This is a genomic window from Pseudomonas sp. O230, assembly GCF_045447035.1.
Taxonomy (GTDB): Bacteria; Pseudomonadota; Gammaproteobacteria; order Pseudomonadales; family Pseudomonadaceae; genus Aquipseudomonas.
The window spans coordinates 177,081-197,144 of the sequence record NZ_JBJGXN010000003.1 but is presented as its reverse complement, the minus strand read 5'-3'; the positions used below and the strand labels follow the sequence as shown (position 1 = coordinate 197,144).

Here is a 20,064-nt window from a genome sequence, read left to right as displayed (position 1 = left end):
CCCGCCAAGGCGTCAACCTTGGCGGGCTTTTTTGTACCCGGGCGGTTTAGAACGCGCCCATGTAATCGCGCTTGCCCACTTCCACGCCGTTGTGACGCAGCAATGCGTAAGCGGTGGTGACGTGGAAGAAGAACTGCGGCAGGCCGTAGCTCAGCAAGTAAGCCTGGCCACTGAAGCGCTTCTCTTTCGGCGTGCCCTGACGGGTGATGATCTCGATACCTTCCTTGCCGTTGATCTGCTCGGGCTTGATCTCGTCGATGTAGGCCAGAACCTTGGCGATCAGCGCTTGCAGCTCGGCGAAGGTGGTTTCGGTGTCGTCATATTTCGGCACTTCGATCTCGGCCAGACGCGAGGAAACGCCTTTGGCGAAATCAACGGCGATCTGCACCTGACGCACCAGCGGGAACATGTCTGGGTACAGACGGGCTTGCAGGAAAGCGTTCGGATCAATGTTCTTGGCGGTGGCGTGGGCTTCGGCCTTGTTCAGAACGTCGCTCAGGGCGTTGAGCATTTGTTTGAAAACCGGGACGGAAGCGTCATACAGGGAAATGGTCATGGCAGTCTCGTGTTGTGACAGGAGGGAAACGTGGGGCCGATTATAGCCATGCGCGACGCTCCTGCGGCTTGTCTTTTATCCAGCAAGGATTAGGCTAGGCGGCTTCGACGGCATGCTTCGACAGCAAAGGGAAAAGCGTGATGAGCACTGAGCAAGAGACCACTTTCGACGAGCCGCGGCTCAACAGCACGGAAATCCGCATTCTGGGCTCGTTGATCGAGAAACAGGCCACCAGCCCCGAAACCTACCCGCTGACCCTCAACGCTCTGGTGATTGCCTGCAACCAGAAAACCAGCCGCGAACCGGTGATGAACCTCACCCAGGGCCAGGTCGGCCAAAGCCTGCGCGCACTCGAAGGTCGCGGTTTTACCAAACTGGTGATGGGCAGTCGGGCCGACCGCTGGGAGCACAAGGTCGACAAGGCACTGGAACTGGTGCCGGCGCAGGTCATTCTGACGGGACTGCTGTTTCTGCGCGGCCCGCAGACGGTCAACGAACTGCTGACCCGCAGCGGCCGCATGCATGAGTTCGAAGATGCCGAACAAGTTGTACATCAACTTGAACGGCTGATTGCTCGCGGTCTGGCGTTGTTGATTCCGCGTCAGGCCGGGCAGCGTGAAGATCGCTACATGCACGCGTTGGGTGATCCGGAGGACATCGAAGCGATTCTGGCGGCCCGGCACAATCCGGTGGAGCGCGGTGCCGGCGGCGGTGTGTCGGTGGAGCGCATCGAAGAGCTTGAGGCGCGGATTGCCGCGCTGGAAGAGCGCTTGGCACGCCTCGAATAACCGCACAACACACATCAAACTGTGGGAGCGCGCAAGTCCGCCCCCACCGTTAGATAGTGATGTCAGTTACTACTCGCCATCCCAATAATCCACACCATCAGCCTGTCTGGCGATGGCTACGAAGCCTGAAGCATTGCCTTGGGCATCGACTTTGAAGTCGTCCATCACCGCGTACTTGCCGGAGTCCGGGTATTCGCATATTTCCGGCGACTGCTGGGTGCTGACCGCCAAATAGCGCAGTTCAGCGTCGCTGTTGTTGATGATCTGGTGTGCCGCTTCCGGACCGCCCGGCGGGCAGGCAATCACGTCACCGGCGCGGATCGGAAAACGCTCGGCGCCGAGACGAATCTGCCCTTCCCCAGCGACGACGTAGAACATCTCCTCGTTGACCCGATGGCTGTGAAACGGGCTACCGCGCATGCCCGGCTCGAGCACGTACAAGCGATAGCCGAGCTTCTGCGCACCCAGTTGCTGACCGACGCGCGCCATCCGCTGTTGATAGCGGCCGGCAGTTTCACCGGTGGGCGCCAGGGCTTCCGGCAGCGGTTCGAGATCGACCTGATTCAGGTTGAGGATGGCGGGATGCATGGAAAACCTCGGGCAGCCAGTAATAGTGAAGGATCAGCTTCGGGCAAACGCCACAGCTTTCTGAAACTGCTCATCCGTCGGCCGCACACCGGTGTACAAGACGAACTGTTCCAGCGCCTGGATGGCGATTACTTCCAGACCGGTGATCACCCGCTTGCCTTCGGCCCGACCACGCACGATCAGCGGCGTTTCCGAGGGGATCGCCACCACATCGAAGACAGTCTCTGCCGCTGTGATGGTTTCAGCAGCGAACGCCAGGTGATCGGCTTCAGGCCCGCCGGTCATGCCGATCGGTGTCACGTTGATCAACATTTGCGGGCGTCGAGCCCCCAGATCGGCCTGCCATTGATACCCCAGCGACTCCGCCAGGGCACGTCCGGCGCGCTCGTTACGGGCGACGATCAGGCCGTTTTTGTAACCGCCATCGCGCAACGCACTGGCCACAGCCTTGGCCATGCCGCCGCTGCCACGCAGGGCAAAGGTCGATTCCTTGGGCACCTGATGGGTTTCCAGCAATTGAGCGATGGCAATGTAATCGGTGTTGTAAGCCTTGAGGTGGCCGTCCGTGTTGACGATGGTGTTGATCGACTGAATCGCGGCAGCCGACGCGTCCAGTTCATCGACCAGCGCAATGCAGGCTTCCTTAAATGGCATCGACACACCGCAGCCGCGTATCCCCAAGGCGCGGATGCCACCGACAGCACCAGTCAGGTCCTGGCTGCGGAACGCCTTGTAGTAGAAGTTCAGGCCAAGTTGTTCGTACAGATGATTGTGAAAGCGCAGGCCAAAGTTCCCGGGGCGCCCCGACAGGGACATGCACAGCTGGGTGTCTTTGTTGGGGTTCATCTGCATGAAAAATCTCCTTCAATTGCACTTTCAGATGGGCGGGATTAGCCATGCCATCGCGTTCTGATCGATCATATCCGCGTGCCAGCTCGCCGCAGCGCACGTGGGTAAGGAAGCCGGTACAGACCTTACACAAAATTTACCCAACGGCTGTGCTGATTTTCCGAAATACGCTGTCTTAGAAATATCCCCGCGACAATCCTTGGGTCTATTGCAGACGCAAGCGCCGGGTCGAAGAACCGAGGAATTATCATGATCCGTAAAATCCCCACATTTGCCTTGCTGATCGGTGCTCTTGCTATCGCAGGGCAGGCAGAAGCGCACGGCGGTGGCGGTTGGCAAGGTCCTGCGGTATTTGGCGCGATCGTTGGCTCGGCCATCGTCGGTTCGGCCATCATCAACAGCAACCGGCCGGTCTATGTGCAGCAACCAGTCTATGCGCAGCCCCAGCCGGTGTATGTGCAGCCCCAGCCGGTGTATGTGCAACAACCGCCACCGGTTTATTACCCGCCGGCACCGGTTTATGTGCAACAACCGGGTTATTACGGCCCTCCGCCGGTCTACTACGGCCCTCCCCGTGGATACTACGGCCCGCCACGCGGCTATTACGGCCCTCCCCACGGTTACGGCCGCTGGTAACAGGCTTACAAAGCCCCGCCTGAAAAGCGGGGCTTTTTATGCCCGCTCGTCGGCGAAAGTCTGGATAAATCGCGTCAAGGTCGCTATCGGGACAGTCCTGGCGGTTTAAGTTGGCAAGATTGACTCAAGCACCCTTCCCCCGCCATGGGGATCACGGTCATATTTTTGTCATGTCAGGTCCGCAAGCTTGGGCCTGTCCGCCAACAACAGGTTGATAACAACAAGGACGACCACATGCCCACGCAAAACCCGCACCGCAACCTCGGTTTGTGTACCTCCAGCAAGGTCTACAACGCCCTGACCGAACTCAAGCACCTGGAAGGCCATCGCAGCGCCAAGTTTCTTTCGCTGCTGGCCGAAAACCTGGTGCGCAAAGGCCTGCTCAACGAGCAGGAAGTGGTCCATATGCTGGACCTGGTGGTCGACTGACCGACAAGCGGTCGTTTGCACGCGTTGCCGTCAATGTCGACTATCGAAAGCGTTGATTGTTCGTTCCAGCGGCGAGCCCGTAAGGTAGCTCCATAGATTGATGGAGGTACTTATGTCCCAGGTTCAGATCATGTCCGTTATCGGCAGCGCCGTTCCCGCCCCGCTTAGAGAGCTAGGATTGCTCGCCTGTTGGTATCTGGTCCAGGACGGAGAACAAATCAGCGGTCCGCTCCCCACGTTGACGGCCGCCAAGGCGCTGTCGCAGTGCTTCGACGCCGGTAGACTCAGCGCTTAAGGCAACTGCACCCGCGGCTTGGTTTCGATGAATATTGCCCAGCTCGACATGAACAGCGCGGCGATCAAGGGTCCGATGACAAAGCCATTGAGTCCGAAAATCGCCAGGCCGCCGAGGGTCGAGATGAGGATCAGATAGTCCGGCATCTTCGTGTCCTTGCCCACCAGGATCGGGCGCAGCACGTTGTCCACCAGACCGATCACGAACACCCCGAACAGCCCCAGCACCACGCCCTGCCAGATCGCCCCGCTGAACAGGAAAAACGCGGCCACCGGCGCCCAGACAATCCCTGCGCCAACCGCTGGCAACAGCGACAGAAACGCCATCAACACAGCCCAGAGCAATGAGCTCGGGATGTCCAGAAACCAGAAAATCAAACCGCCCAATGCACCTTGCGTGATCGCCACCAGCAGGTTGCCCTTCACCGTGGCGCGCACCACGCGGTTGAACTTGAGCTGCAAACGACGTTTCTGGTGCTCTTCCAGCGGCACGGCGGTACGCACTTTTCGCGCCAATTCTGCACCGTCGCGCAAAAAGAAGAACAGCAGGTACAGCATGATGAAAAACCCCACCACGAAATCAAACGTACCCTGACCGAAACTGAAAGCCTTGTTGGCGATGAACTCATTGCCCGTCACCGCACTCTTGATGATTTTTTCCCGCAGCCCATCCAGCTCGCCGATCCCGGCGCGATCGAGCAAATGCTGAAAGTACGGGGGCAGGCTGTGTTTGAAATGCGTGACGTACCCGGCAATGTCCAGCTCGCCGCTTTCGATGCTCTTGTAGAGCGCCGCCCCTTCCTGGACCAGCAGAATACTGAGGATGATCACCGGCAGGATCGCTATGACCAGGCAGATGCTCAATGTCAGCAGTGACGTCAGGTTGCGCTGCCAGCCGAACTTCAGTTGCAGGCGCCGCTGCAGCGGCGCGAAAAGAATGCCGAGAATCACCGCCCAGAACACCGCGCCGTAGAACGGCAGCAAAATCCAGATAAACGCGGCGGTCACCAGCCCCAGCAAAATCACCAGTGATTTGTCTTGTACCGTCTCTTCGTTCATGTCCGATCCATGTCAGTCCACAGGGGCGCAGGCCCTTGAAGCAAGCGCCGTCCAGATGCTTAGTCCGCCACGGTTCGCGCGAGTGCCATCGTTTATTCATCAAGCATAGATCCAGATCAAAGAATGCCGCGGGCAAGCCGATTACCCTCGGTGCTTTTTGCGATCGAACCGCCCATGACCCTTTTCACACCTGAGCTGCTCGCCCCCGCCGGCACCCTGAAAAACATGCGTTATGCCTTTGCCTATGGCGCCGATGCGGTGTACGCCGGTCAACCGCGCTACAGCCTGCGGGTGCGCAATAACGAGTTTGATCATGCCAACCTGGCGCTTGGCATTCTCGAGGCCCAGGCCCAGGGCAAGCGTTTCTACGTGGTGGTAAACATCGCCCCGCACAACGCCAAACTCAAAACCTTCCTCAAGGACCTGGAGCCGGTGATTGCCATGGCGCCGGACGCGCTGATCATGTCCGACCCGGGCCTGATCATGCTGGCGCGTCGGCACTTCCCGCAGATGCCGATTCACCTGTCGGTGCAAGCCAACACAGTCAATTGGGCGAGTGTCGAGTTCTGGCAGCAACAAGGCTTGAGCCGGATCATCCTGTCACGGGAACTGTCGCTGGAAGAAATCGCCGAAATCCACCAGCAAGTGCCCGCCATGGAACTGGAAGTGTTCGTCCACGGCGCGTTGTGCATGGCCTATTCCGGCCGCTGCCTGCTGTCTGGCTACATGAACAAGCGCGATGCCAATCAGGGCAGCTGCACCAATGCCTGTCGCTGGAAATACTCGGCGCAGGAGGCCACGGAAAATCATCTCGGCGAAATCGTGCAGACCTTCCAGCCCGAACCGACGCTGGGAATTGGCGCGCCCACCGACCAGGTGTTCCTGTTGCAGGAAGCCAACCGCCCCGACGAACTGATGCCGGCCTTCGAAGACGAACACGGCACCTACATCATGAATGCCAAGGACCTGCGCGCCGTGCAGCACGTCGAGCGTCTGACGCAGATGGGTGTGCATTCGCTGAAAATCGAAGGGCGGACCAAATCGCACTTTTACTGCGCACGCACCACTCAGGTTTATCGCCGGGCGATCGACGATGCAGTGGCCGGTCGCGAGTTCGACCGCAGCCTGATGACCGATCTGGAATCCCTCGCCCAGCGCGGCTACACCGAAGGCTTTCTGCGTCGGCATGTGCATGACGAATATCAGAACTATCAAAACGGCAGCTCGGTGTCGGAGCGGCAACAGTTTGTCGGTGAGTTGACCGGCGAGCGGCGGGATCGGCTGGCAGAAGTCAACGTGAAGAACCGCTTTGGCCTGGGCGATCACATGGAACTGATGACGCCCAAGGGCAACTTCCACTTCGATTTGCACCAGTTGCAGAACGTCAAAGGCCAGCCCATCGAAGTGGCGCCAGGGGATGGGCACACCGTGTACCTGCCGATTCCGGATGCGGTGGATTTACGCTTCGGGTTGTTGATGCGGGATGTGAGCGGGGTGTAATTTTCGATCTACACCTGTTCTTCTGAAACACCGCCAACCCTGTGGGAGCTGGCTTGCCAGCGATGAGGCCCTTGAGGCTTGCAGGGTTGCCGAAGCCGCCATCGCTGGCAAGCCGGCTCCCACAGAGGGCGCGGTGTTATTGAGTGAACTCTTCGCGCAACATCGCCACAAACGCTTCTCGCGCCGGGTGAACCCCGGCGTTTTCATGCCAGTAAAACAGGTTGTCGATGGCGGTCAGTTCGGCGAACTCATACCCAGCGCAACCGGCGCCTTTGGCGTACTGATCGAACACCCCCTTAGGCACCAGCGCGATCCCCGCACCCGCGCTGACGCACCCGACAATCGCGCCGTAACTCGCCAGGCTGACAATCGGCAGCGCCTGCCCCTGGCGCAACAACCAATGCTCCAGCGCCGCGCGGTAAGGACAACCTTGCGGCCACATGAACACGGTCTTGTCCTGCAAATCGGCGATCTCACGCAACGGCCCCAGCGATGTCGAGGCAATCAGCAGCAGCTCCTCGCGATACATCGGCGTGCGCTTGAGTTGTGAGCGCTCGACATCCACCGCGACAATCGCGCCGTCGAGCCGGTGACTGACAGTGTCATCGAGCAATTGGCCCCAAGTGCCGGTGGTCAGTTCCAGCGCCACCGCCGGATAACGCTTGTGGAATTTGGCGAGCAAACGCGGCAGGCGACCGGTGGCCGACGATTCGATGGCGCCGATGCGCAACGGGCCGGACGGTTCGGCGGCGGGGTCGACCGCCCGCTTGGCTTCCGCCGTCATGGCGAGAATCTTCGAGGCGTAGGCCAGAAAAGTCTGCCCCGACGGACTGATGCGCAATCCTCTGCCTTCGCGGATAAACAACGCGACGCCCAATTCGGCTTCCAGCGATTTGATCCGTGCCGTGATGTTCGACGGCACGCAATGCAACAGCTCGGCCGCACGGGCGATGCTGCCGACGTCGGCCACGGTCTTGAACATGCGAATCTGTGCCAGCTCCATACATCACCCAAAGTGAACGGTTGGCGCAGTATAAGTCAGTTTTGGCGAACGGTCCGGGTTCTGATACTCGAAGCATCTGCCCACAGGTGTCCGACCATGCCAGCGCTCTCAACCGCCACCTCTCCCCTCAAAATCATCCTGGCCATGGCCTTCGTCGTCGCGTGCTGGGGGTATTCCCCGACCGGTATCCACATCGGCTTGCAAGCCTATGACCCCGGACATCTGGCGTTGCTACGGTTTCTGGTCGCGTCATTGTTCATGGCACTGGTCGCGGGGTTCAAAGGCATCAGTCTGCCGAACCTGCGCGATCTGCCAATGTTGTTCGGCCTAGGTTTTTTTGCGGTGAGCCTGCATCACGTGGCGATCAACTTTGGTCAGCAAGGGATCAGCGCCGGAGCGTCCAGCGTGTTGGCGCAATCGACGCCATTGTTCAGCACGCTGCTGGCGCGCTTCGTGTTCAAGGACCGGGTGAGCGCCTGGCGCTGGGGCTGTGTTTTTCTCGGATTGATCGGCGTGGTGATCGTGGTCGCCGGCGATCGCGGGCTGGGCAGCATCGACGCCCATGGCGTGTTGATTCTGCTGGCAGCGTTGTCCTGGAGTTTCTACTTCGCCTTGCAGAAACATCACTCAGGGCGTCACGACGGGCTGACACTGGTCTGCTACACGGTGTGGTCGGGGACCGCGTTGTTGCTGGTTTATCTGCCGGGGTTGGCGGCGCAAGTGGTCAACGCGCCGATGCAGGTGCAACTGGCGGTGCTGGCGCTGGGCGTTTTCCCGAGCGCGCTCGCCTACCTGGCCTGGGCGTTTGTGTTGGCCCGCGTTGACTTGAGCCGGGCGACGATGACGCTGTATCTGGTGCCACCGACGGCCATGGCGATTGCCTCGTTTGCACTGGGGGAGCGGCCGACGGGGATGATCGTTGTCGGGGGGACGGTCGTGTTGGTCAGTGTGTTGGCGTTGAATCTGGAGCGGCGGTTTGTGGCGATTCGGGTAGCGGGTTTTTGATTGGAGTTTTTTGGTGATGGGGCGGACGCCTTCGCCGGCAAGCCAGCTCCTACTGGGTCTCGCTACCCGCGATCCGCCAGAAAGCGGTCACGGCTGTTGGTCAGGTGCAGCCACATAGCCGCCCGCGCCGCATCGGCGTCTTGACGTTTGATCGCGTTGAGAATCGCCTCATGTTCGAGATTGGCCAACTGCCCAAGCTTGCTCAGATCCGCCGCGCCGCGTTCAGCCGCGTTGACTCGGGTTCGGGGAATCATGGCGCTGCCCAGGTGCAGCATGATTTCCGTGAAGCAGACATTACCGGTGGCCTCGGCGATCAGCAGATGGAAGCGCTTGTCGGCTTCGACACAACTGTCGTTGTTGGCCAGCAGGCGTTGATAATCGTCCAACGCTTCGCGCATCTGCGCCAATTGCTGATCCGTGCGCCGAATCGCCGCCAGCGCGGCGGCCTGGGTTTCGAGACCCAGGCGCAACTCCAAAATGCTGCGCACGCCCAGCGCAGTATCGACATTCAGTCGCAGCCCCTGCTCCGGTGCGCGCTCGATAACGAACGTGCCGATGCCATGCCGGGTTTCCACCAGCCCCGACGCCTGCAACTTCGAGATCGCCTCGCGCACCACGGTGCGACTGACCCCGTGCTCCTGAACAATGCTGTTCTCCGACGGCAGCTTGTCCCCCGGCAGCATCTGGCCGAGCAAGATGCTCTGGGTCAGTTTCGCGACCAGGTCATGGGCCAGGTTGTGAGTGCGCTTGCGGGCAGGCGCGTCGAGGTCTTCTTGCATGGTGGTCATCCGAAAGCAGGGCTGAGCGGATCGTAGCACTGCGGCCGAGCGGACTCTCAAGAAAACCGCCCCCAACTTGTATGACAACACTCAACAAATCAGACATTAAAGACAATAACCAAGCGTACAAACGATCCCTAATACCGCAAAAAACAACCTGAATGACCCGATTTTGTTGAGAAACGCCTCTTGCAGAATAAAAAAATGTAGTTGTATGATGTCTATCAACAACGCGACACCTGCAACACCCCGCATAAAAATAATCAGTGGGAGAAAACCAAGTGAATACATCTGTACCCGGGATGCACGACAGCGCCGATTCGCCCCTGAAGTCCCCCATCTCGAAAGTGAAACGCCACGTTCTGCCGCTGTTCGTCATCATGTTCATCGTCAACTACATCGACCGCGTGAACATCGGCTTCGTCCGCGCCCACATGGAACATGACCTGGGCATTGGCGCTGCCGCCTACGGCCTCGGTGCCGGTCTGTTCTTCATCGGTTACGCGCTGTTCGAAGTCCCCTCCAACATCCTCCTGCAAAAAGTCGGCGCGCGAATCTGGCTGACCCGCATCATGCTGACCTGGGGTCTGGTGGCCGCTGGCATGGCGTTCATCCAGAACGAAACCCACTTCTATATCCTGCGATTCCTGTTGGGCGTGGCTGAAGCCGGGTTCTTCCCCGGGGTGATTTATTACTTCACGCGATGGTTGCCTGGTGTAGAACGCGGCAAGGCCATCGCGATTTTTCTCAGCGGCTCGGCCATTGCCTCGTTGATCTCCGGCCCGTTGTCCGGGTTGCTCCTGCAAATCAGCGGTTTCGGCCTGCACGGCTGGCAATGGATGTATTTCATTGAAGGCATGTTCTCGGTCGGACTGTGCGTATTCGTCTGGTTCTGGCTCGACTCCAAACCCCACGACGCCAAATGGCTGAGCCGCGAAGAGCAGGACGCGCTGGTCAAAGCCATCGACGACGAACAACTGGCCCGCGAAGCCGCGACGCCGATCAAACCGTCGCTGGGCACGTTGCTCAAGGATCGCCAGATCATCCTGTTCTGCCTGATCTACTTCTTCATCCAGCTGACCATTTACGCCGCGACCTTCTGGTTGCCGAGCATCATCAAGAAGATGGGCGACCTCAGCGACATTCAGGTCGGGCTGTTCAACTCGATCCCGTGGTTGTTGTCGATTGTCGGCATGTACGCCTTCGCGTCGCTTTCGGCGAAATGGAAACACCAGCAAGCGTGGGTCGCTGCGGCTCTGCTGATCGCTGCAGCGGGGATGTTCATGTCCACCACCGGCGGGCCGATCTTCGCGTTCGTGGCAATCTGCTTCGCGGCACTGGGTTTCAAATCGGCGTCGTCGCTGTTCTGGCCGATCCCTCAGGCATACCTGGATGCACGAATCGCCGCGGGCGTGATTGCGCTGATCAACTCGGTGGGCAACCTCGGCGGCTTCGTCGCGCCCACCACTTTCGGTCTGCTGGAAGAGCGCACCGGCTCGATTCAGGGCGGGCTTTACGGTTTGGCCGCGACCTCTTTCATCGCCGCAATCATTGTCTTCGCCGCTCGTAACACAGCGAAAACCGCACCGGCCGTTGCGCTGGACAAACCAATGCCCAAGCACGCCTGATCGCTGCTATTTAAGGAGCAGAAAATGAACCAGCAAGACACTGCAAAAGCCCCGATCATCACCAGCATGCAAGTGGTTCCGGTGGCCGGTCACGATGGCATGCTGCTCAACTTGAGCGGCGCGCATGGCCCGTTTTTCACCCGCAACATCGTGATTCTCAAGGACAACGCCGGGCACACCGGCGTCGGCGAAGTGCCGGGCGGCGAGCGCATTCGCCAGACGCTGGAAGATGCACGTTCCCTGGTGGTTGGCAGCCCGATCGGCACCTACCAGAGGATTCTCAACCAGGTGCGCCAGACCTTCGCCGACCGCGATGCCGGTGGCCGTGGTTTGCAGACGTTCGACCTGCGCATCACCATTCACGCGGTGACTGGCCTGGAAGCGGCGCTGCTCGATTTGCTCGGCCAGCATCTGGACGTGCCTGTCGCGGCACTGCTCGGTGAAGGCCAGCAACGCGATGAAGTGAAGATGCTCGGTTATCTGTTTTATGTCGGTGATCGTAACGCCACCGATCTGGCTTACCGCAGTGAAGCGGACGCCGACAACGACTGGTTCCGCGTGCGTCACGAGAAAGCCCTGAGCGCCGATGCCGTGGTGCGCCTGGCGGAAGCCGCCCACGCCCGCTACGGGTTCAAGGACTTCAAACTCAAGGGCGGCGTGCTCAGCGGCGACGAAGAAATCGAAGCGGTTACCGCACTGGCCGAACGCTTTCCCGATGCGCGCATCACCCTCGATCCGAATGGCGCCTGGTCGCTGAAAGAAGCGATCCGTCTGTGCCGCGATCAGCATCACGTCCTCGCTTACGCAGAAGACCCGTGCGGTGCGGAAAACGGTTATTCAGGCCGGGAAGTCATGGCCGAATTCCGCCGCGCCACCGGCCTGAAAACCGCGACCAACATGATCGCCACCGACTGGCGGGAAATGGGCCACGCCATTCAGTTGCAATCGGTGGACATCCCGCTGGCCGACCCGCACTTCTGGACGATGCAGGGTTCGGTCCGCGTGGCGCAGATGTGCCACGAATGGGGCCTGACCTGGGGCTCGCATTCCAACAACCACTTCGATATCTCCCTGGCGATGTTCACCCACGTCGCGGCCGCCGCACCGGGCGAAATCACCGCCATCGACACCCACTGGATCTGGCAGGACGGCCAGCGCCTGACCAAAGCGCCGCTGCAAATCGTCGGCGGTTGCGTGCAAGTGCCGAAGAAACCGGGACTCGGGGTTGAGCTGGACATGGATCAACTGGCCAAGGCCCATGAGCTGTACAAAGGCATGGGGCTGGGCGCGCGGGATGACAGCGTGGCGATGCAGTTTCTGATTTCGGGCTGGAAATTCGATAACAAGCGGCCGAGCCTGGTGCGCTAACCATCGGCACACCGCAATCCCTCCTGTGGGAGCGGGCTTGCCCGCGATGGCGGCCTATCAGTCAACATCCGTGTTGAATGTCAGTCCCTCATCGCGGACAAGTCCGCTCCCACAGGGTTTCGTATTAGCCCGAAGCGTGCAACAACCACCCCTTGAACGCCGCCATCGCTGACGTTTCGGGCCGCGACTGCAAGCGGGTCAGCCAGTAGCTGCCGGTGGTGATGCCAATGGCGAACGGTTGCTCGATGACTCCCGCCGCCAGTTGCCGGGCAAACATCAACGGCGGCGCCAGGGCCACGCCCGCGCCTTGCAGTGCTGCCTCCATCATCGCCAGCGAGGAATCGAAGACGATGCTCCGGGGCGGTGCGGCATGGGCCGGCAGGCCGGTGGCCTGAAACCATTCGGGCCACTCGTCGGTACGATAGGAACGCAGCAGCGTTTGCTGCAACAGATCGTCTGGCGTGCGCAGTTGCCGGGCAATGTCGGGCACGCACAACACCGACAATGGCGCCTCGATCAAACGCACCGCTTCAATCCCGTGCCACGCTCCGGCGCCAAACCGAATCGCGTAATCCAGCCCTTCAGCCGCCACGTCCACTCGATTGTTGTGGGTCGACAGGCGCAAATCTATGAACGGATGTTTCGCCTGAAAGTCCGCCATTCGCGGCAACAGCCAACCGACCGCAAACGTCCCCACCGCGCCCACCGTCAACACTTCGCGCAAATGCCCGCCCTCGAAACGCGCCAGGGTTTCGGCGATTCGATCGAAGGACTCGCGCAGCACCGGCAACAAGGTCTCCCCTTCACTGGTCAGCATCAACCCGCGCGGCAGGCGTTTGAACAGGGTGACGTTGAGTTGGGCCTCCAGGCTTTTGACCTGATGACTGACCGCAGCCTGCGTAACGCACAACTCCACCGCCGCCCGTGTAAAACTCAGATGTCGCGCCGAAGCCTCGAAGGCGCGCAGTGCGTTGAGCGGTAATTGCGGGCGGATCATGCCAACTCCCTAGTTTTTCTAATGGCTCAACCAAAATATTGTCGTTTGTCGAAGATCAGCAGACTGAATAGATTTGGCACGCTCAGCGGCGGCCCGATGTATAAACCGCTCGGAGTGTAGCGAGTTTAATCATCAAATCTCATGGACAGCGGCTTAATCATGCATAACTTAAAACTCGGCAAGGTCTTATCCTACAGCGCTTTCGGACTGCTCCTTGGTGCAGGTTACAGCGTCGCTGGGAATCAGACTGACGCGCAGATCGAAGCAGCGGTGAATGCTGCAGTTACCCCGATCATGCAGCAACAAAACATTCCCGGCATGGCCGTCGCGATCACACTGGATGGTAAACAGCATTACTTTAACTACGGCGTGGCCTCGAAGGAAACCGGCACGCCAGTCACCGAAAGCACCCTGTTCGAGATCGGCTCGGTGAGCAAAACCTTCACCGCCACCCTCGCCGCCTACGCTCAAGCCAGCGGCAAACTGTCCCTGTCGGACAAGGCCAGCCAAATTCTGCCGGCATTGCACGGCAGCGCGTTCGATCACGTCAGCGTGCTGCAACTGGGCACGTACACCGCCGGCGGCCTGCCGCTGCAATTCCCCGACAATGCCGATGCAGCGGACAAGATGATCGGTTATTTCAAACAATGGAAACCGACTTACACCGCCGGCAGCCATCGGCTGTATTCGAACCCGAGCCTGGGGCTGTTCGGGTATCTCGCGGCCAACAGCATGGGCCAGCCATTTGATGAGCTAATGGAAAAAACGCTGCTGCCCAAGCTCGGGTTGCAGCACACCTTCCTCAAGGTGCCGCAGGATCAGATGGCGCTTTATGCTCAGGGCTACAACAAGGAAGACAAACCGGTGCGGGTCGGGCCGGGAGCGCTGGACTCAGAAGCGTATGGAGTAAAAACCAGCGCCTCGGACCTGATGCGCTACGTCGAGGCGAACATCAAACCGTCAGGCCTTGAAGCACCGATGCAGCAAGCCATCGCCACGACGCATGCCGGTTACTACACGGTCGGCGACATGACCCAGGGGCTGGGCTGGGAGTTCTATCACTACCCGATCACCCTCGATAAATTGCTCGCCGGCAACTCGTCGCCGATGGCGATGCAGGCGCACAAAGTCCAGTGGATGAACCCGCCGCAACCCCAACCGGAAAACGTTCTGTTCAACAAGACCGGCTCCACGGGTGGCTTCGGTGCATACGTGGCCTACGTACCCTCGAAAAACATCGGCATCGTGATCCTCGCCAACAAAAACTACCCGAACCCGGAGCGAGTCAAAATCGCCCATGCGATTTTGAATTCGTTGTAGGAGCGAGCTTGCTCCTGCAAGGTTCGGCGCCGACAACAAAATGGGCGACCCATTGAGGTCGCCCATTTTCGTTATTGCACCTGCAATCGTCGCCCAATCACATCCATCAGATCACAGCCATCGCGCAGCGGCATCGCCAACACCCGCGCGAAGTCGCGCAGCAGTAACGCATCACAGCTGATGCCCTCTCATGCTGAAAGGCTTTCCAGTAATTGAGTCACGCTGCCGATGCGGTAGGCCGCCTTGTCATGCAACACATCCACCGGCGCGTCTGTATCAATCAGCAGCGACGGGATTTGGCAGTCAATGCCCGTTATCGGCATGTATCGAGCCATGGCTGAACCTCCCCTGCTCAATGTTGAGCCGTTGGTTGAACAGCAGGCGAACCGTCGGGCGGGTCGATATTGTCCAGTGCGCGGTTTACCAGCAGTTCGGCGACCACCGCCAGTTGCTGAATCGACAGCGCGACATTGCGATTGGAGCTTTCCAGATTGCAGGCCAGGTCCGTGACGAGGACATTCAGCGACGCGAGGGTCTCGCAGGCATGACACAGCAGGGTTGGCGTGTCGACGCCGGGGACGATGGCGAAGATATGGCTGACTGGGTCAGAGTGGTTGGGGTTACGCAGGCGAGCGCTGATGGCGGGTTCGGTGATTTCGCAGAGAGGGACGTCATCGAGAGGATCGGATGGGGATTCAGGATGGCTGGGGGTGTTTTTTTTCAACAGTAAAACTCCTTCTAAATTTAAGGAGCTACCCATCTCACTTCCACATGAGGGTGGCAGCTATACGCAGGTGTGGAAGACCAGGCCATCCCACCAAAACCCGGCGCACTCGAAAGTGCCCCCGCGCATAGCCGCCATAACGCGGCAATGTTGACATAAAAAATGTCGACATGCGCCTTTACGGGCATTGGTGAATAACTCTGACCACGGACTTCCACATCCGGCCACTGATTTTGCAGCGGCTGGAGAAGGGTATCGACGCCGCTCATTGAGCACCAGTTCATAGAGTGCGACACGTCTTGCAGGAAACGTCCGACGCAGTTGAGAGCCGTTGCCGCGACTCATTTTTGATGGGCATAAGCTCGCAACTTCTTTTTACGGATGATGGTTGTGATGTGACCGAAACCGTTGTATCTAAACGGCAGCGGATCAATCCGTGACCGGGAATGACATAATGCGCGCCAAAGCCTTCAAACCGACTGACCCTGAAAGGGCGTTGTAATGGAAATCAGCAGTTTCATGCTTAAGGATGTCGGTCGCTTCACCGACTTGCACATTGAATTGGCCCCTACAGCCAACCATCCCTCGAACGTAACAGTGCTGGTTGGGAACAACGGTGCCGGGAAAACCACCCTTTTAAAGTCGCTGGCCACGTCGCTGAGTTGGCTGGTTGCCAGAATTCGCACCGAAAAAGGCAATGGCAGCCACTTGGCAAATGAGACATTAGAAATGGCGCCTCATTCGCCGGCATTACGATTGCCGTAGTAGACCCATCACAGATAAGTTCAGATCTTACTGATACTGCCTCTGAAGACATGTTCATTTGGACCACTGCCCGCGGGAGACAAGGGCGAAAGAGCGTTATCCATAGCCAGTTGCAGGATGCCACCCGCCTGGCGGACCATTACCGCAACCAACTGACAGCAGACGATAAAGCCTCGCTCCCACTAATCGCCTACTACCCGGTAGAGCGCTCAGTCCTCGAAATCCCGCTAAAAATCAAAACCAAACACACCTTCGATCAACTCGACGGCTACGACAACGCGCTAAATCGCGGTGTCGATTTCCGCCGCTTCTTCGAATGGTTTCGCGAACGCGAAGACAGCGAAAACGAAACTGGCGTGTCCGACACTGCCTTGGCCGAGATTTCCAAAAAGTTCGGCAACGACAGTGACATCTGGAAAACCCTTTCCCAGCTGAAAGCCTCATCCCGTGATCGTCAGCTGACGGCCGTTCGCTCAGCCATCGCCGCGTTCATGCCAGGCTTCAGCAACCTGCGAGTACAGCGCAAGCCACGCTTGCACATGGCCATCGACAAAGATGGCGTCACGCTCAACGTGTCCCAGCTCTCGCAGGGCGAAAAGTCGATGATGGCCTTGGTCGGCGACATCGCTCGCCGGTTGGCGATGATGAATCAGTCGTTGGACAATCCATTGGAAGGCGACGGTATCGTACTGATCGACGAAGTAGATTTGCACCTGCACCCGAAATGGCAGCGCAGTTTGATTCGACAGTTGAGCGAAACCTTTCCCAACTGCCAGTTTGTGCTGACAACCCACTCGCCACTGGTTATCAGCGACGCAAAAGACGTGCTGTGTTACGTGCTGGACAACGGAGAACTACAGGAACGCAACGGCCTTTATGGGCTGGATGCCAATCAGGTTTTACTGGAAGTGATGGACACCGACATCCGCAACAGCGATGTGCAGCAGCGCTTGAATCGATTGTTGGAGCGCTTGCAAGACGGTGATCTGGACGAAGCCAAACAGCTTTTTTCCGAGCTTTCACTTGAGCTCCCGGAGGGTCATCTAGAGCTGGCGAAAGCCGCCTTGTTGATTCGCAAGCTGGAGCTGCGGCGTGCGTAAGATCGACAAAGGTATGGAGCCACAATCGCTGACTCGCTTGAAGCGCTCGGACAACACGATAAGTTACCGTGACCTGCCTCCAGAAGAGAGCCGGTCCATTCGCGCCTCGTGTATTTCGGAACAGTACGGTTTATGTGCGTATTGCTGCCAGTCAATCACGATTGACAACGCTCATAACGAGCATGTCGAGGCTCAGGATCGTGCACCGAATCGGGCCTTGGATTTTTCCAACATCGTCGCCAGCTGTCAGCGTGCGCATCAATGCGGTCATGGTCGAGGTACACAACCGTTGCCGCTCACACCATTAATGGCTGAATGCGAAACCGAGCTGAAATTCTACTTGTCCGGTCTTGTCACCGGGCACACCGAACGTGCCCAGGTTTCCATTGAGGCGTTGAATCTGGGTCATACCGAGGAAAGTAATCGAGGCCTTGTCGGTGCACGCAAACAGTTGGTTGATGCACTGATTTACAGTCAGAGCGGGCCACCCGAGGATTTGCGGTTTGAAGACGAAGAGATTCTGGAGTTGCTAATGGATGTTTTGAAAGTACCGGATGCAGAGCAGTGTCTGCAGCCGTTTTCCCCTGTACTGGTCAATGTGATCCATCATCTTCTGACGCTGCCTTGAAATAGCTTCAACGTCCCTATTCGACTGCTTCGTCCGATCGCGGTCCGAGCCAGACGCAAGGTGCGCCGGCTGCTGCCCAAGGTCACTGTTCAATCGTCAGGCATTTCCGGTGGCTTGGCGGGCTTCGCCGGTTTGCCCGGTTTCGTTGCCTTCGTGCCGTTAGCCGGTGCGGCTTCAGTGACGGGCGGCGGAGTCGGCACCGTGGCTTCTTTCTCGGTCGGCGGCAACTGGTCGACAGCACTGAAAATCGCCTTCAGATCAACCGCGTCCGATTGCTCAAGTTTCTTTTCGCCGTCCTTGCCGACCAGTATCACCTTGGTTTTGGCCCCTGCCCCCAATTTGAGCGAACGAATCAAGGCGGCCGTGTCTTGCGGCCCGAGGTCTTTGCCTTCGCGCTGACCCATCAGGTTGAGCACGGTGTACAGGACCATGTTTCGGTCGGTGAATTCTTTGCGATTGGCCGGCTCATCCAGCGACTTTTTCAGGCTGACCCACGCCGGGTCGACCGTGCTTGGCGCGATGACAATCAGCGGCCGGGACCTGCCCTTGTCCATGTCCAGCGGTGAGTCGCCATCGGCGGCGAGCAAGGGACCGGCAAGAGCCAGCAGGGTTGTCAGGGTCAATGACCTGATGAGCATGCGCATCTCCTTTTGATATCCACGCTCTAATGATTGCGCATCGCGGCGTTCGTTCCGGGGGTCGCACCGCAATTGTGTTTCGCCTTGACCCAAGCTTAGGTCAGGGCGGTCATTGCGCAACAGGCTGAGCTAATCTCATGACTCGATACACACTGAACCGCCGTGAGGATTACGCCATGAGCGCTCAGCTGAATCACACCATCGTCTGGTGCCAGGACAAACAGATTTCCGCGACGTTTCTGGTGGAGATTCTCGGTTTGCCCGCCCCTGAACACTTCGGGCCGATGCTGATCGTGAAGCTCGATAACGGCGTGTCGCTGGACTATTACGACAATGACCCGCCGATAGCCTCGCAGCATTATGCGTACCTGGTCGGCGACGACGATTTCGATGCTGCGTTCGCGCGCCTGCAAGCCAGGCAGCAAGCATGGTGGGCTGATCCCGGCAAACAGCGGTCGAAACAGATCAACGATTATGGAGGGGGCAGACGCGTGTACTTCGATGACCCGGACGGACATCTGCTGGAGATATTCACCCGGGAGTGACTCAGGCCTGCGGCAGAAATCAGAACGCCAGTTTGTAGCCGATCAGCACCAGCATCGTCGCCAGGCACGGGCGCAACACTTCATCGGAGATACGGCCCGTGAGGTGACTGCCCAGATAAATCCCCGGCAGCGAACCGATCAGCAAGTAGCCCAGCACATGCCAGTCCATGTTGCCCATGCTCGCGTGGCCAAGACCGGCGACCAGAGTCAGCGGCACGGCGTGGGCGATTTCCGTGCCGACGAGGCGCCGGGTAGGCAACAGCGGATAAAGGATGAACAGCGCCACCGTGCCCAGGGCGCCCGCTCCGATGGAGGTCAGGGCAACCATGGTGCCGAGGATCAGGCCGGTGATCACGGTCAGCCCATTCAAGCGTTTGCCGCTTGGGTTATAGGTGCCGCCGGCGCGTTTGTGGGCGAAGTCGAGCAGGCGTTTCTTGAAGAAGATCGCCAGGGCCGTGGCAAACAGCACGAAGCCCAGCGCCTGTTTGATGATGGCGTTCATCGCGTCGGGGGACGTTTGCAAACTGCTCAGGAACCACAACGTCAGCACCACGGCCGGCACGCTGCCGAGCGTCAGCCAACCGGTAATCGCCCAGTCGATGTTCTTGTTCTTGCGATGAACCAGCACACCACTGGATTTGGTAATCGCCGCGTACAGCAAGTCCGTTCCGACCGCTGTCGCGGGATTGATGCCAAACCAAAGCAGGATCGGCGTCATCAGCGAGCCGCCACCCACACCGGTCATGCCGACAATGAAACCCACCACCAAACCTGCCACAACCAAACCGAAGTTAACGAAATCCATTAACACGCCCACTGAAAACGCATAAAAATCTGGCCCGCAGCATAGCGATTTTTCTTATAA

General features: G+C 58.9%; 21 protein-coding genes and 2 pseudogenes. 12 read left to right on the top strand and 11 right to left on the bottom strand.

Annotated features, from left to right (window positions below; all coding sequences use genetic code 11):
* Nucleotides 1–46 precede the first annotated feature (46 nt).
* Nucleotides 47–556, bottom strand: a complete 510-nt coding sequence (locus ACI77H_RS07255; protein WP_407011220.1) for a DUF1993 family protein — start codon at nucleotides 554–556, stop codon at nucleotides 47–49.
* A 140-nt stretch (nucleotides 557–696) separates the two neighbouring features.
* Here ACI77H_RS07255 and ACI77H_RS07250 point away from each other — a divergent pair, with 140 nt between their 5' ends.
* Nucleotides 697–1,344, top strand: coding sequence for a YceH family protein (locus ACI77H_RS07250; RefSeq protein ID WP_407011219.1), 648 nt, complete (start codon nucleotides 697–699; stop codon nucleotides 1,342–1,344).
* 69 nt (nucleotides 1,345–1,413) lie between these two features.
* Here ACI77H_RS07250 and ACI77H_RS07245 read toward each other — a convergent pair whose 3' ends face one another.
* Both ACI77H_RS07245 and ACI77H_RS07240 read right to left on the bottom strand, forming a co-directional pair.
* Nucleotides 1,414–1,932 (bottom strand): cupin domain-containing protein, encoded by a 519-nt coding sequence (locus tag ACI77H_RS07245; protein ID WP_407011218.1) that lies wholly within the window; start codon nucleotides 1,930–1,932, stop codon nucleotides 1,414–1,416.
* Nucleotides 1,933–1,965: 33 nt separating this feature from the next.
* Nucleotides 1,966–2,784, bottom strand: coding sequence for a shikimate 5-dehydrogenase (locus ACI77H_RS07240; protein ID WP_407011217.1), 819 nt, complete (start codon nucleotides 2,782–2,784; stop codon nucleotides 1,966–1,968).
* A 246-nt stretch (nucleotides 2,785–3,030) separates the two neighbouring features.
* Here ACI77H_RS07240 and ACI77H_RS07235 point away from each other — a divergent pair, with 246 nt between their 5' ends.
* The 3 genes from ACI77H_RS07235 (at nucleotide 3,031) to ACI77H_RS07225 (ending at nucleotide 4,141) form a co-directional block, all read left to right on the top strand.
* On the top strand, nucleotides 3,031–3,417 hold the full coding sequence (locus tag ACI77H_RS07235; RefSeq protein ID WP_407011216.1) for a hypothetical protein: 387 nt from the start codon (nucleotides 3,031–3,033) through the stop codon (nucleotides 3,415–3,417).
* Between the two features lie 234 nt (nucleotides 3,418–3,651).
* Nucleotides 3,652–3,846 (top strand): hypothetical protein, encoded by a 195-nt coding sequence (locus ACI77H_RS07230; RefSeq protein WP_008033677.1) that lies wholly within the window; start codon nucleotides 3,652–3,654, stop codon nucleotides 3,844–3,846.
* A 112-nt stretch (nucleotides 3,847–3,958) separates the two neighbouring features.
* Nucleotides 3,959–4,141, top strand: coding sequence for a hypothetical protein (locus tag ACI77H_RS07225; RefSeq protein ID WP_407011215.1), 183 nt, complete (start codon nucleotides 3,959–3,961; stop codon nucleotides 4,139–4,141).
* Here the strand turns inward: ACI77H_RS07225 and ACI77H_RS07220 are convergent.
* A complete protein-coding gene (locus tag ACI77H_RS07220) occupies nucleotides 4,138–5,199 on the bottom strand; it encodes an AI-2E family transporter (protein WP_407011214.1) in 1,062 nt (353 codons plus the stop codon). The two genes, ACI77H_RS07225 and ACI77H_RS07220, sit on opposite strands and share 4 nt — an antisense overlap.
* 174 nt (nucleotides 5,200–5,373) lie before the next feature.
* Between ACI77H_RS07220 and yegQ the strand changes: the two genes are divergently transcribed.
* Nucleotides 5,374–6,699: a tRNA 5-hydroxyuridine modification protein YegQ gene (yegQ, locus tag ACI77H_RS07215; RefSeq protein WP_407011213.1), complete on the top strand. Its 1,326-nt coding sequence runs from the start codon at nucleotides 5,374–5,376 to the stop codon at nucleotides 6,697–6,699.
* A 136-nt stretch (nucleotides 6,700–6,835) separates the two neighbouring features.
* On the opposite strand, the gene ACI77H_RS07210 is transcribed toward yegQ, so the two are convergent.
* Entirely contained in the window at nucleotides 6,836–7,702 is an 867-nt protein-coding gene (locus ACI77H_RS07210) for a LysR family transcriptional regulator (RefSeq protein ID WP_407011212.1), read from the bottom strand.
* A gap of 96 nt (nucleotides 7,703–7,798) precedes the next feature.
* Here ACI77H_RS07210 and ACI77H_RS07205 point away from each other — a divergent pair, with 96 nt between their 5' ends.
* Entirely contained in the window at nucleotides 7,799–8,707 is a 909-nt protein-coding gene (locus tag ACI77H_RS07205; RefSeq protein ID WP_407011211.1) for a DMT family transporter, read from the top strand.
* A gap of 62 nt (nucleotides 8,708–8,769) precedes the next feature.
* Here the strand turns inward: ACI77H_RS07205 and ACI77H_RS07200 are convergent, their stop codons facing one another.
* Nucleotides 8,770–9,486, bottom strand: a complete 717-nt coding sequence (locus ACI77H_RS07200; RefSeq protein ID WP_407011210.1) for a FadR/GntR family transcriptional regulator — start codon at nucleotides 9,484–9,486, stop codon at nucleotides 8,770–8,772.
* Nucleotides 9,487–9,767: 281 nt separating this feature from the next.
* Here ACI77H_RS07200 and ACI77H_RS07195 point away from each other — a divergent pair, with 281 nt between their 5' ends.
* Together ACI77H_RS07195 and gudD are read left to right on the top strand one after the other, a co-directional pair.
* A complete protein-coding gene (locus tag ACI77H_RS07195; protein WP_407011209.1) occupies nucleotides 9,768–11,114 on the top strand; it encodes an MFS transporter in 1,347 nt (448 codons plus the stop codon).
* A gap of 24 nt (nucleotides 11,115–11,138) precedes the next feature.
* On the top strand, nucleotides 11,139–12,482 hold the full coding sequence (gene gudD / locus ACI77H_RS07190) for a glucarate dehydratase (protein ID WP_407011207.1): 1,344 nt from the start codon (nucleotides 11,139–11,141) through the stop codon (nucleotides 12,480–12,482).
* Nucleotides 12,483–12,606: 124 nt separating this feature from the next.
* On the opposite strand, the gene ACI77H_RS07185 is transcribed toward gudD, so the two are convergent.
* Nucleotides 12,607–13,479: a LysR family transcriptional regulator gene (locus tag ACI77H_RS07185; protein ID WP_407011206.1), complete on the bottom strand. Its 873-nt coding sequence runs from the start codon at nucleotides 13,477–13,479 to the stop codon at nucleotides 12,607–12,609.
* A gap of 159 nt (nucleotides 13,480–13,638) precedes the next feature.
* On the opposite strand from ACI77H_RS07185, the gene ampC reads away from it, so the two are divergent.
* The gene (gene ampC, locus ACI77H_RS07180; protein ID WP_407011205.1) at nucleotides 13,639–14,799 is read left to right on the top strand and encodes a class C beta-lactamase; all 1,161 of its coding nucleotides are present in this window, start codon (nucleotides 13,639–13,641) and stop codon (nucleotides 14,797–14,799) included.
* Between the two features lie 71 nt (nucleotides 14,800–14,870).
* Here ampC and ACI77H_RS07175 read toward each other — a convergent pair.
* Both ACI77H_RS07175 and ACI77H_RS07170 read right to left on the bottom strand, forming a co-directional pair.
* A pseudogene (locus ACI77H_RS07175) lies at nucleotides 14,871–15,134 on the bottom strand (hypothetical protein).
* Between the two features lie 17 nt (nucleotides 15,135–15,151).
* Entirely contained in the window at nucleotides 15,152–15,523 is a 372-nt protein-coding gene (locus tag ACI77H_RS07170) for a DUF6124 family protein (RefSeq protein ID WP_407011204.1), read from the bottom strand.
* A gap of 501 nt (nucleotides 15,524–16,024) precedes the next feature.
* Between ACI77H_RS07170 and ACI77H_RS07165 the strand changes: the two are divergent.
* Both ACI77H_RS07165 and ACI77H_RS07160 read left to right on the top strand, forming a co-directional pair.
* Nucleotides 16,025–17,388, top strand: a pseudogene (locus ACI77H_RS07165) (AAA family ATPase).
* Complete coding sequence (locus ACI77H_RS07160; protein ID WP_407011203.1) at nucleotides 17,381–18,016, top strand: retron system putative HNH endonuclease; 636 nt, start codon at nucleotides 17,381–17,383, stop codon at nucleotides 18,014–18,016. Before ACI77H_RS07165 ends, ACI77H_RS07160 begins: the two are co-directional and overlap by 8 nt.
* Nucleotides 18,017–18,105: 89 nt before the next feature.
* On the opposite strand, the gene ACI77H_RS07155 is transcribed toward ACI77H_RS07160, so the two are convergent.
* Nucleotides 18,106–18,654 carry a DUF4174 domain-containing protein gene (locus ACI77H_RS07155; RefSeq protein WP_407011202.1) on the bottom strand — a complete coding sequence of 183 codons (549 nt, stop codon included), beginning with the start codon at nucleotides 18,652–18,654 and terminating at the stop codon, nucleotides 18,106–18,108.
* Nucleotides 18,655–18,830: 176 nt separating this feature from the next.
* Between ACI77H_RS07155 and ACI77H_RS07150 the strand changes: the two genes are divergently transcribed.
* Entirely contained in the window at nucleotides 18,831–19,199 is a 369-nt protein-coding gene (locus ACI77H_RS07150) for a VOC family protein (protein ID WP_407011201.1), read from the top strand.
* A 19-nt stretch (nucleotides 19,200–19,218) separates the two neighbouring features.
* On the opposite strand, the gene ACI77H_RS07145 is transcribed toward ACI77H_RS07150, so the two are convergent.
* Nucleotides 19,219–20,004: a sulfite exporter TauE/SafE family protein gene (locus tag ACI77H_RS07145; RefSeq protein WP_407011199.1), complete on the bottom strand. Its 786-nt coding sequence runs from the start codon at nucleotides 20,002–20,004 to the stop codon at nucleotides 19,219–19,221.
* Nucleotides 20,005–20,064: the final 60 nt, after the last annotated feature.

What these genes read in the sequence shown, in the direction of transcription:
- ACI77H_RS07255 (WP_407011220.1), bottom strand. Translation starts at nt 556, where the DNA reads ATGACCATTTCCCTGTATGACGCTTCCGTCCCGGTTTTCAAACAAATG.
- ACI77H_RS07250 (WP_407011219.1), top strand. Translation starts at nt 697, where the DNA reads ATGAGCACTGAGCAAGAGACCACTTTCGACGAGCCGCGGCTCAACAGC.
- ACI77H_RS07245 (WP_407011218.1), bottom strand. Translation starts at nt 1,932, where the DNA reads ATGCATCCCGCCATCCTCAACCTGAATCAGGTCGATCTCGAACCGCTG.
- ACI77H_RS07240 (WP_407011217.1), bottom strand. Translation starts at nt 2,784, where the DNA reads ATGCAGATGAACCCCAACAAAGACACCCAGCTGTGCATGTCCCTGTCG.
- ACI77H_RS07235 (WP_407011216.1), top strand. Translation starts at nt 3,031, where the DNA reads ATGATCCGTAAAATCCCCACATTTGCCTTGCTGATCGGTGCTCTTGCT.
- ACI77H_RS07230 (WP_008033677.1), top strand. Translation starts at nt 3,652, where the DNA reads ATGCCCACGCAAAACCCGCACCGCAACCTCGGTTTGTGTACCTCCAGC.
- ACI77H_RS07225 (WP_407011215.1), top strand. Translation starts at nt 3,959, where the DNA reads ATGTCCCAGGTTCAGATCATGTCCGTTATCGGCAGCGCCGTTCCCGCC.
- ACI77H_RS07220 (WP_407011214.1), bottom strand. Translation starts at nt 5,199, where the DNA reads ATGAACGAAGAGACGGTACAAGACAAATCACTGGTGATTTTGCTGGGG.
- yegQ (WP_407011213.1), top strand. Translation starts at nt 5,374, where the DNA reads ATGACCCTTTTCACACCTGAGCTGCTCGCCCCCGCCGGCACCCTGAAA.
- ACI77H_RS07210 (WP_407011212.1), bottom strand. Translation starts at nt 7,702, where the DNA reads ATGGAGCTGGCACAGATTCGCATGTTCAAGACCGTGGCCGACGTCGGC.
- ACI77H_RS07205 (WP_407011211.1), top strand. Translation starts at nt 7,799, where the DNA reads ATGCCAGCGCTCTCAACCGCCACCTCTCCCCTCAAAATCATCCTGGCC.
- ACI77H_RS07200 (WP_407011210.1), bottom strand. Translation starts at nt 9,486, where the DNA reads ATGCAAGAAGACCTCGACGCGCCTGCCCGCAAGCGCACTCACAACCTG.
- gudD (WP_407011207.1), top strand. Translation starts at nt 11,139, where the DNA reads ATGAACCAGCAAGACACTGCAAAAGCCCCGATCATCACCAGCATGCAA.
- ACI77H_RS07185 (WP_407011206.1), bottom strand. Translation starts at nt 13,479, where the DNA reads ATGATCCGCCCGCAATTACCGCTCAACGCACTGCGCGCCTTCGAGGCT.
- ampC (WP_407011205.1), top strand. Translation starts at nt 13,639, where the DNA reads ATGCATAACTTAAAACTCGGCAAGGTCTTATCCTACAGCGCTTTCGGA.
- ACI77H_RS07155 (WP_407011202.1), bottom strand. Translation starts at nt 18,654, where the DNA reads ATGCTCATCAGGTCATTGACCCTGACAACCCTGCTGGCTCTTGCCGGT.
- ACI77H_RS07150 (WP_407011201.1), top strand. Translation starts at nt 18,831, where the DNA reads ATGAGCGCTCAGCTGAATCACACCATCGTCTGGTGCCAGGACAAACAG.
- ACI77H_RS07145 (WP_407011199.1), bottom strand. Translation starts at nt 20,004, where the DNA reads ATGGATTTCGTTAACTTCGGTTTGGTTGTGGCAGGTTTGGTGGTGGGT.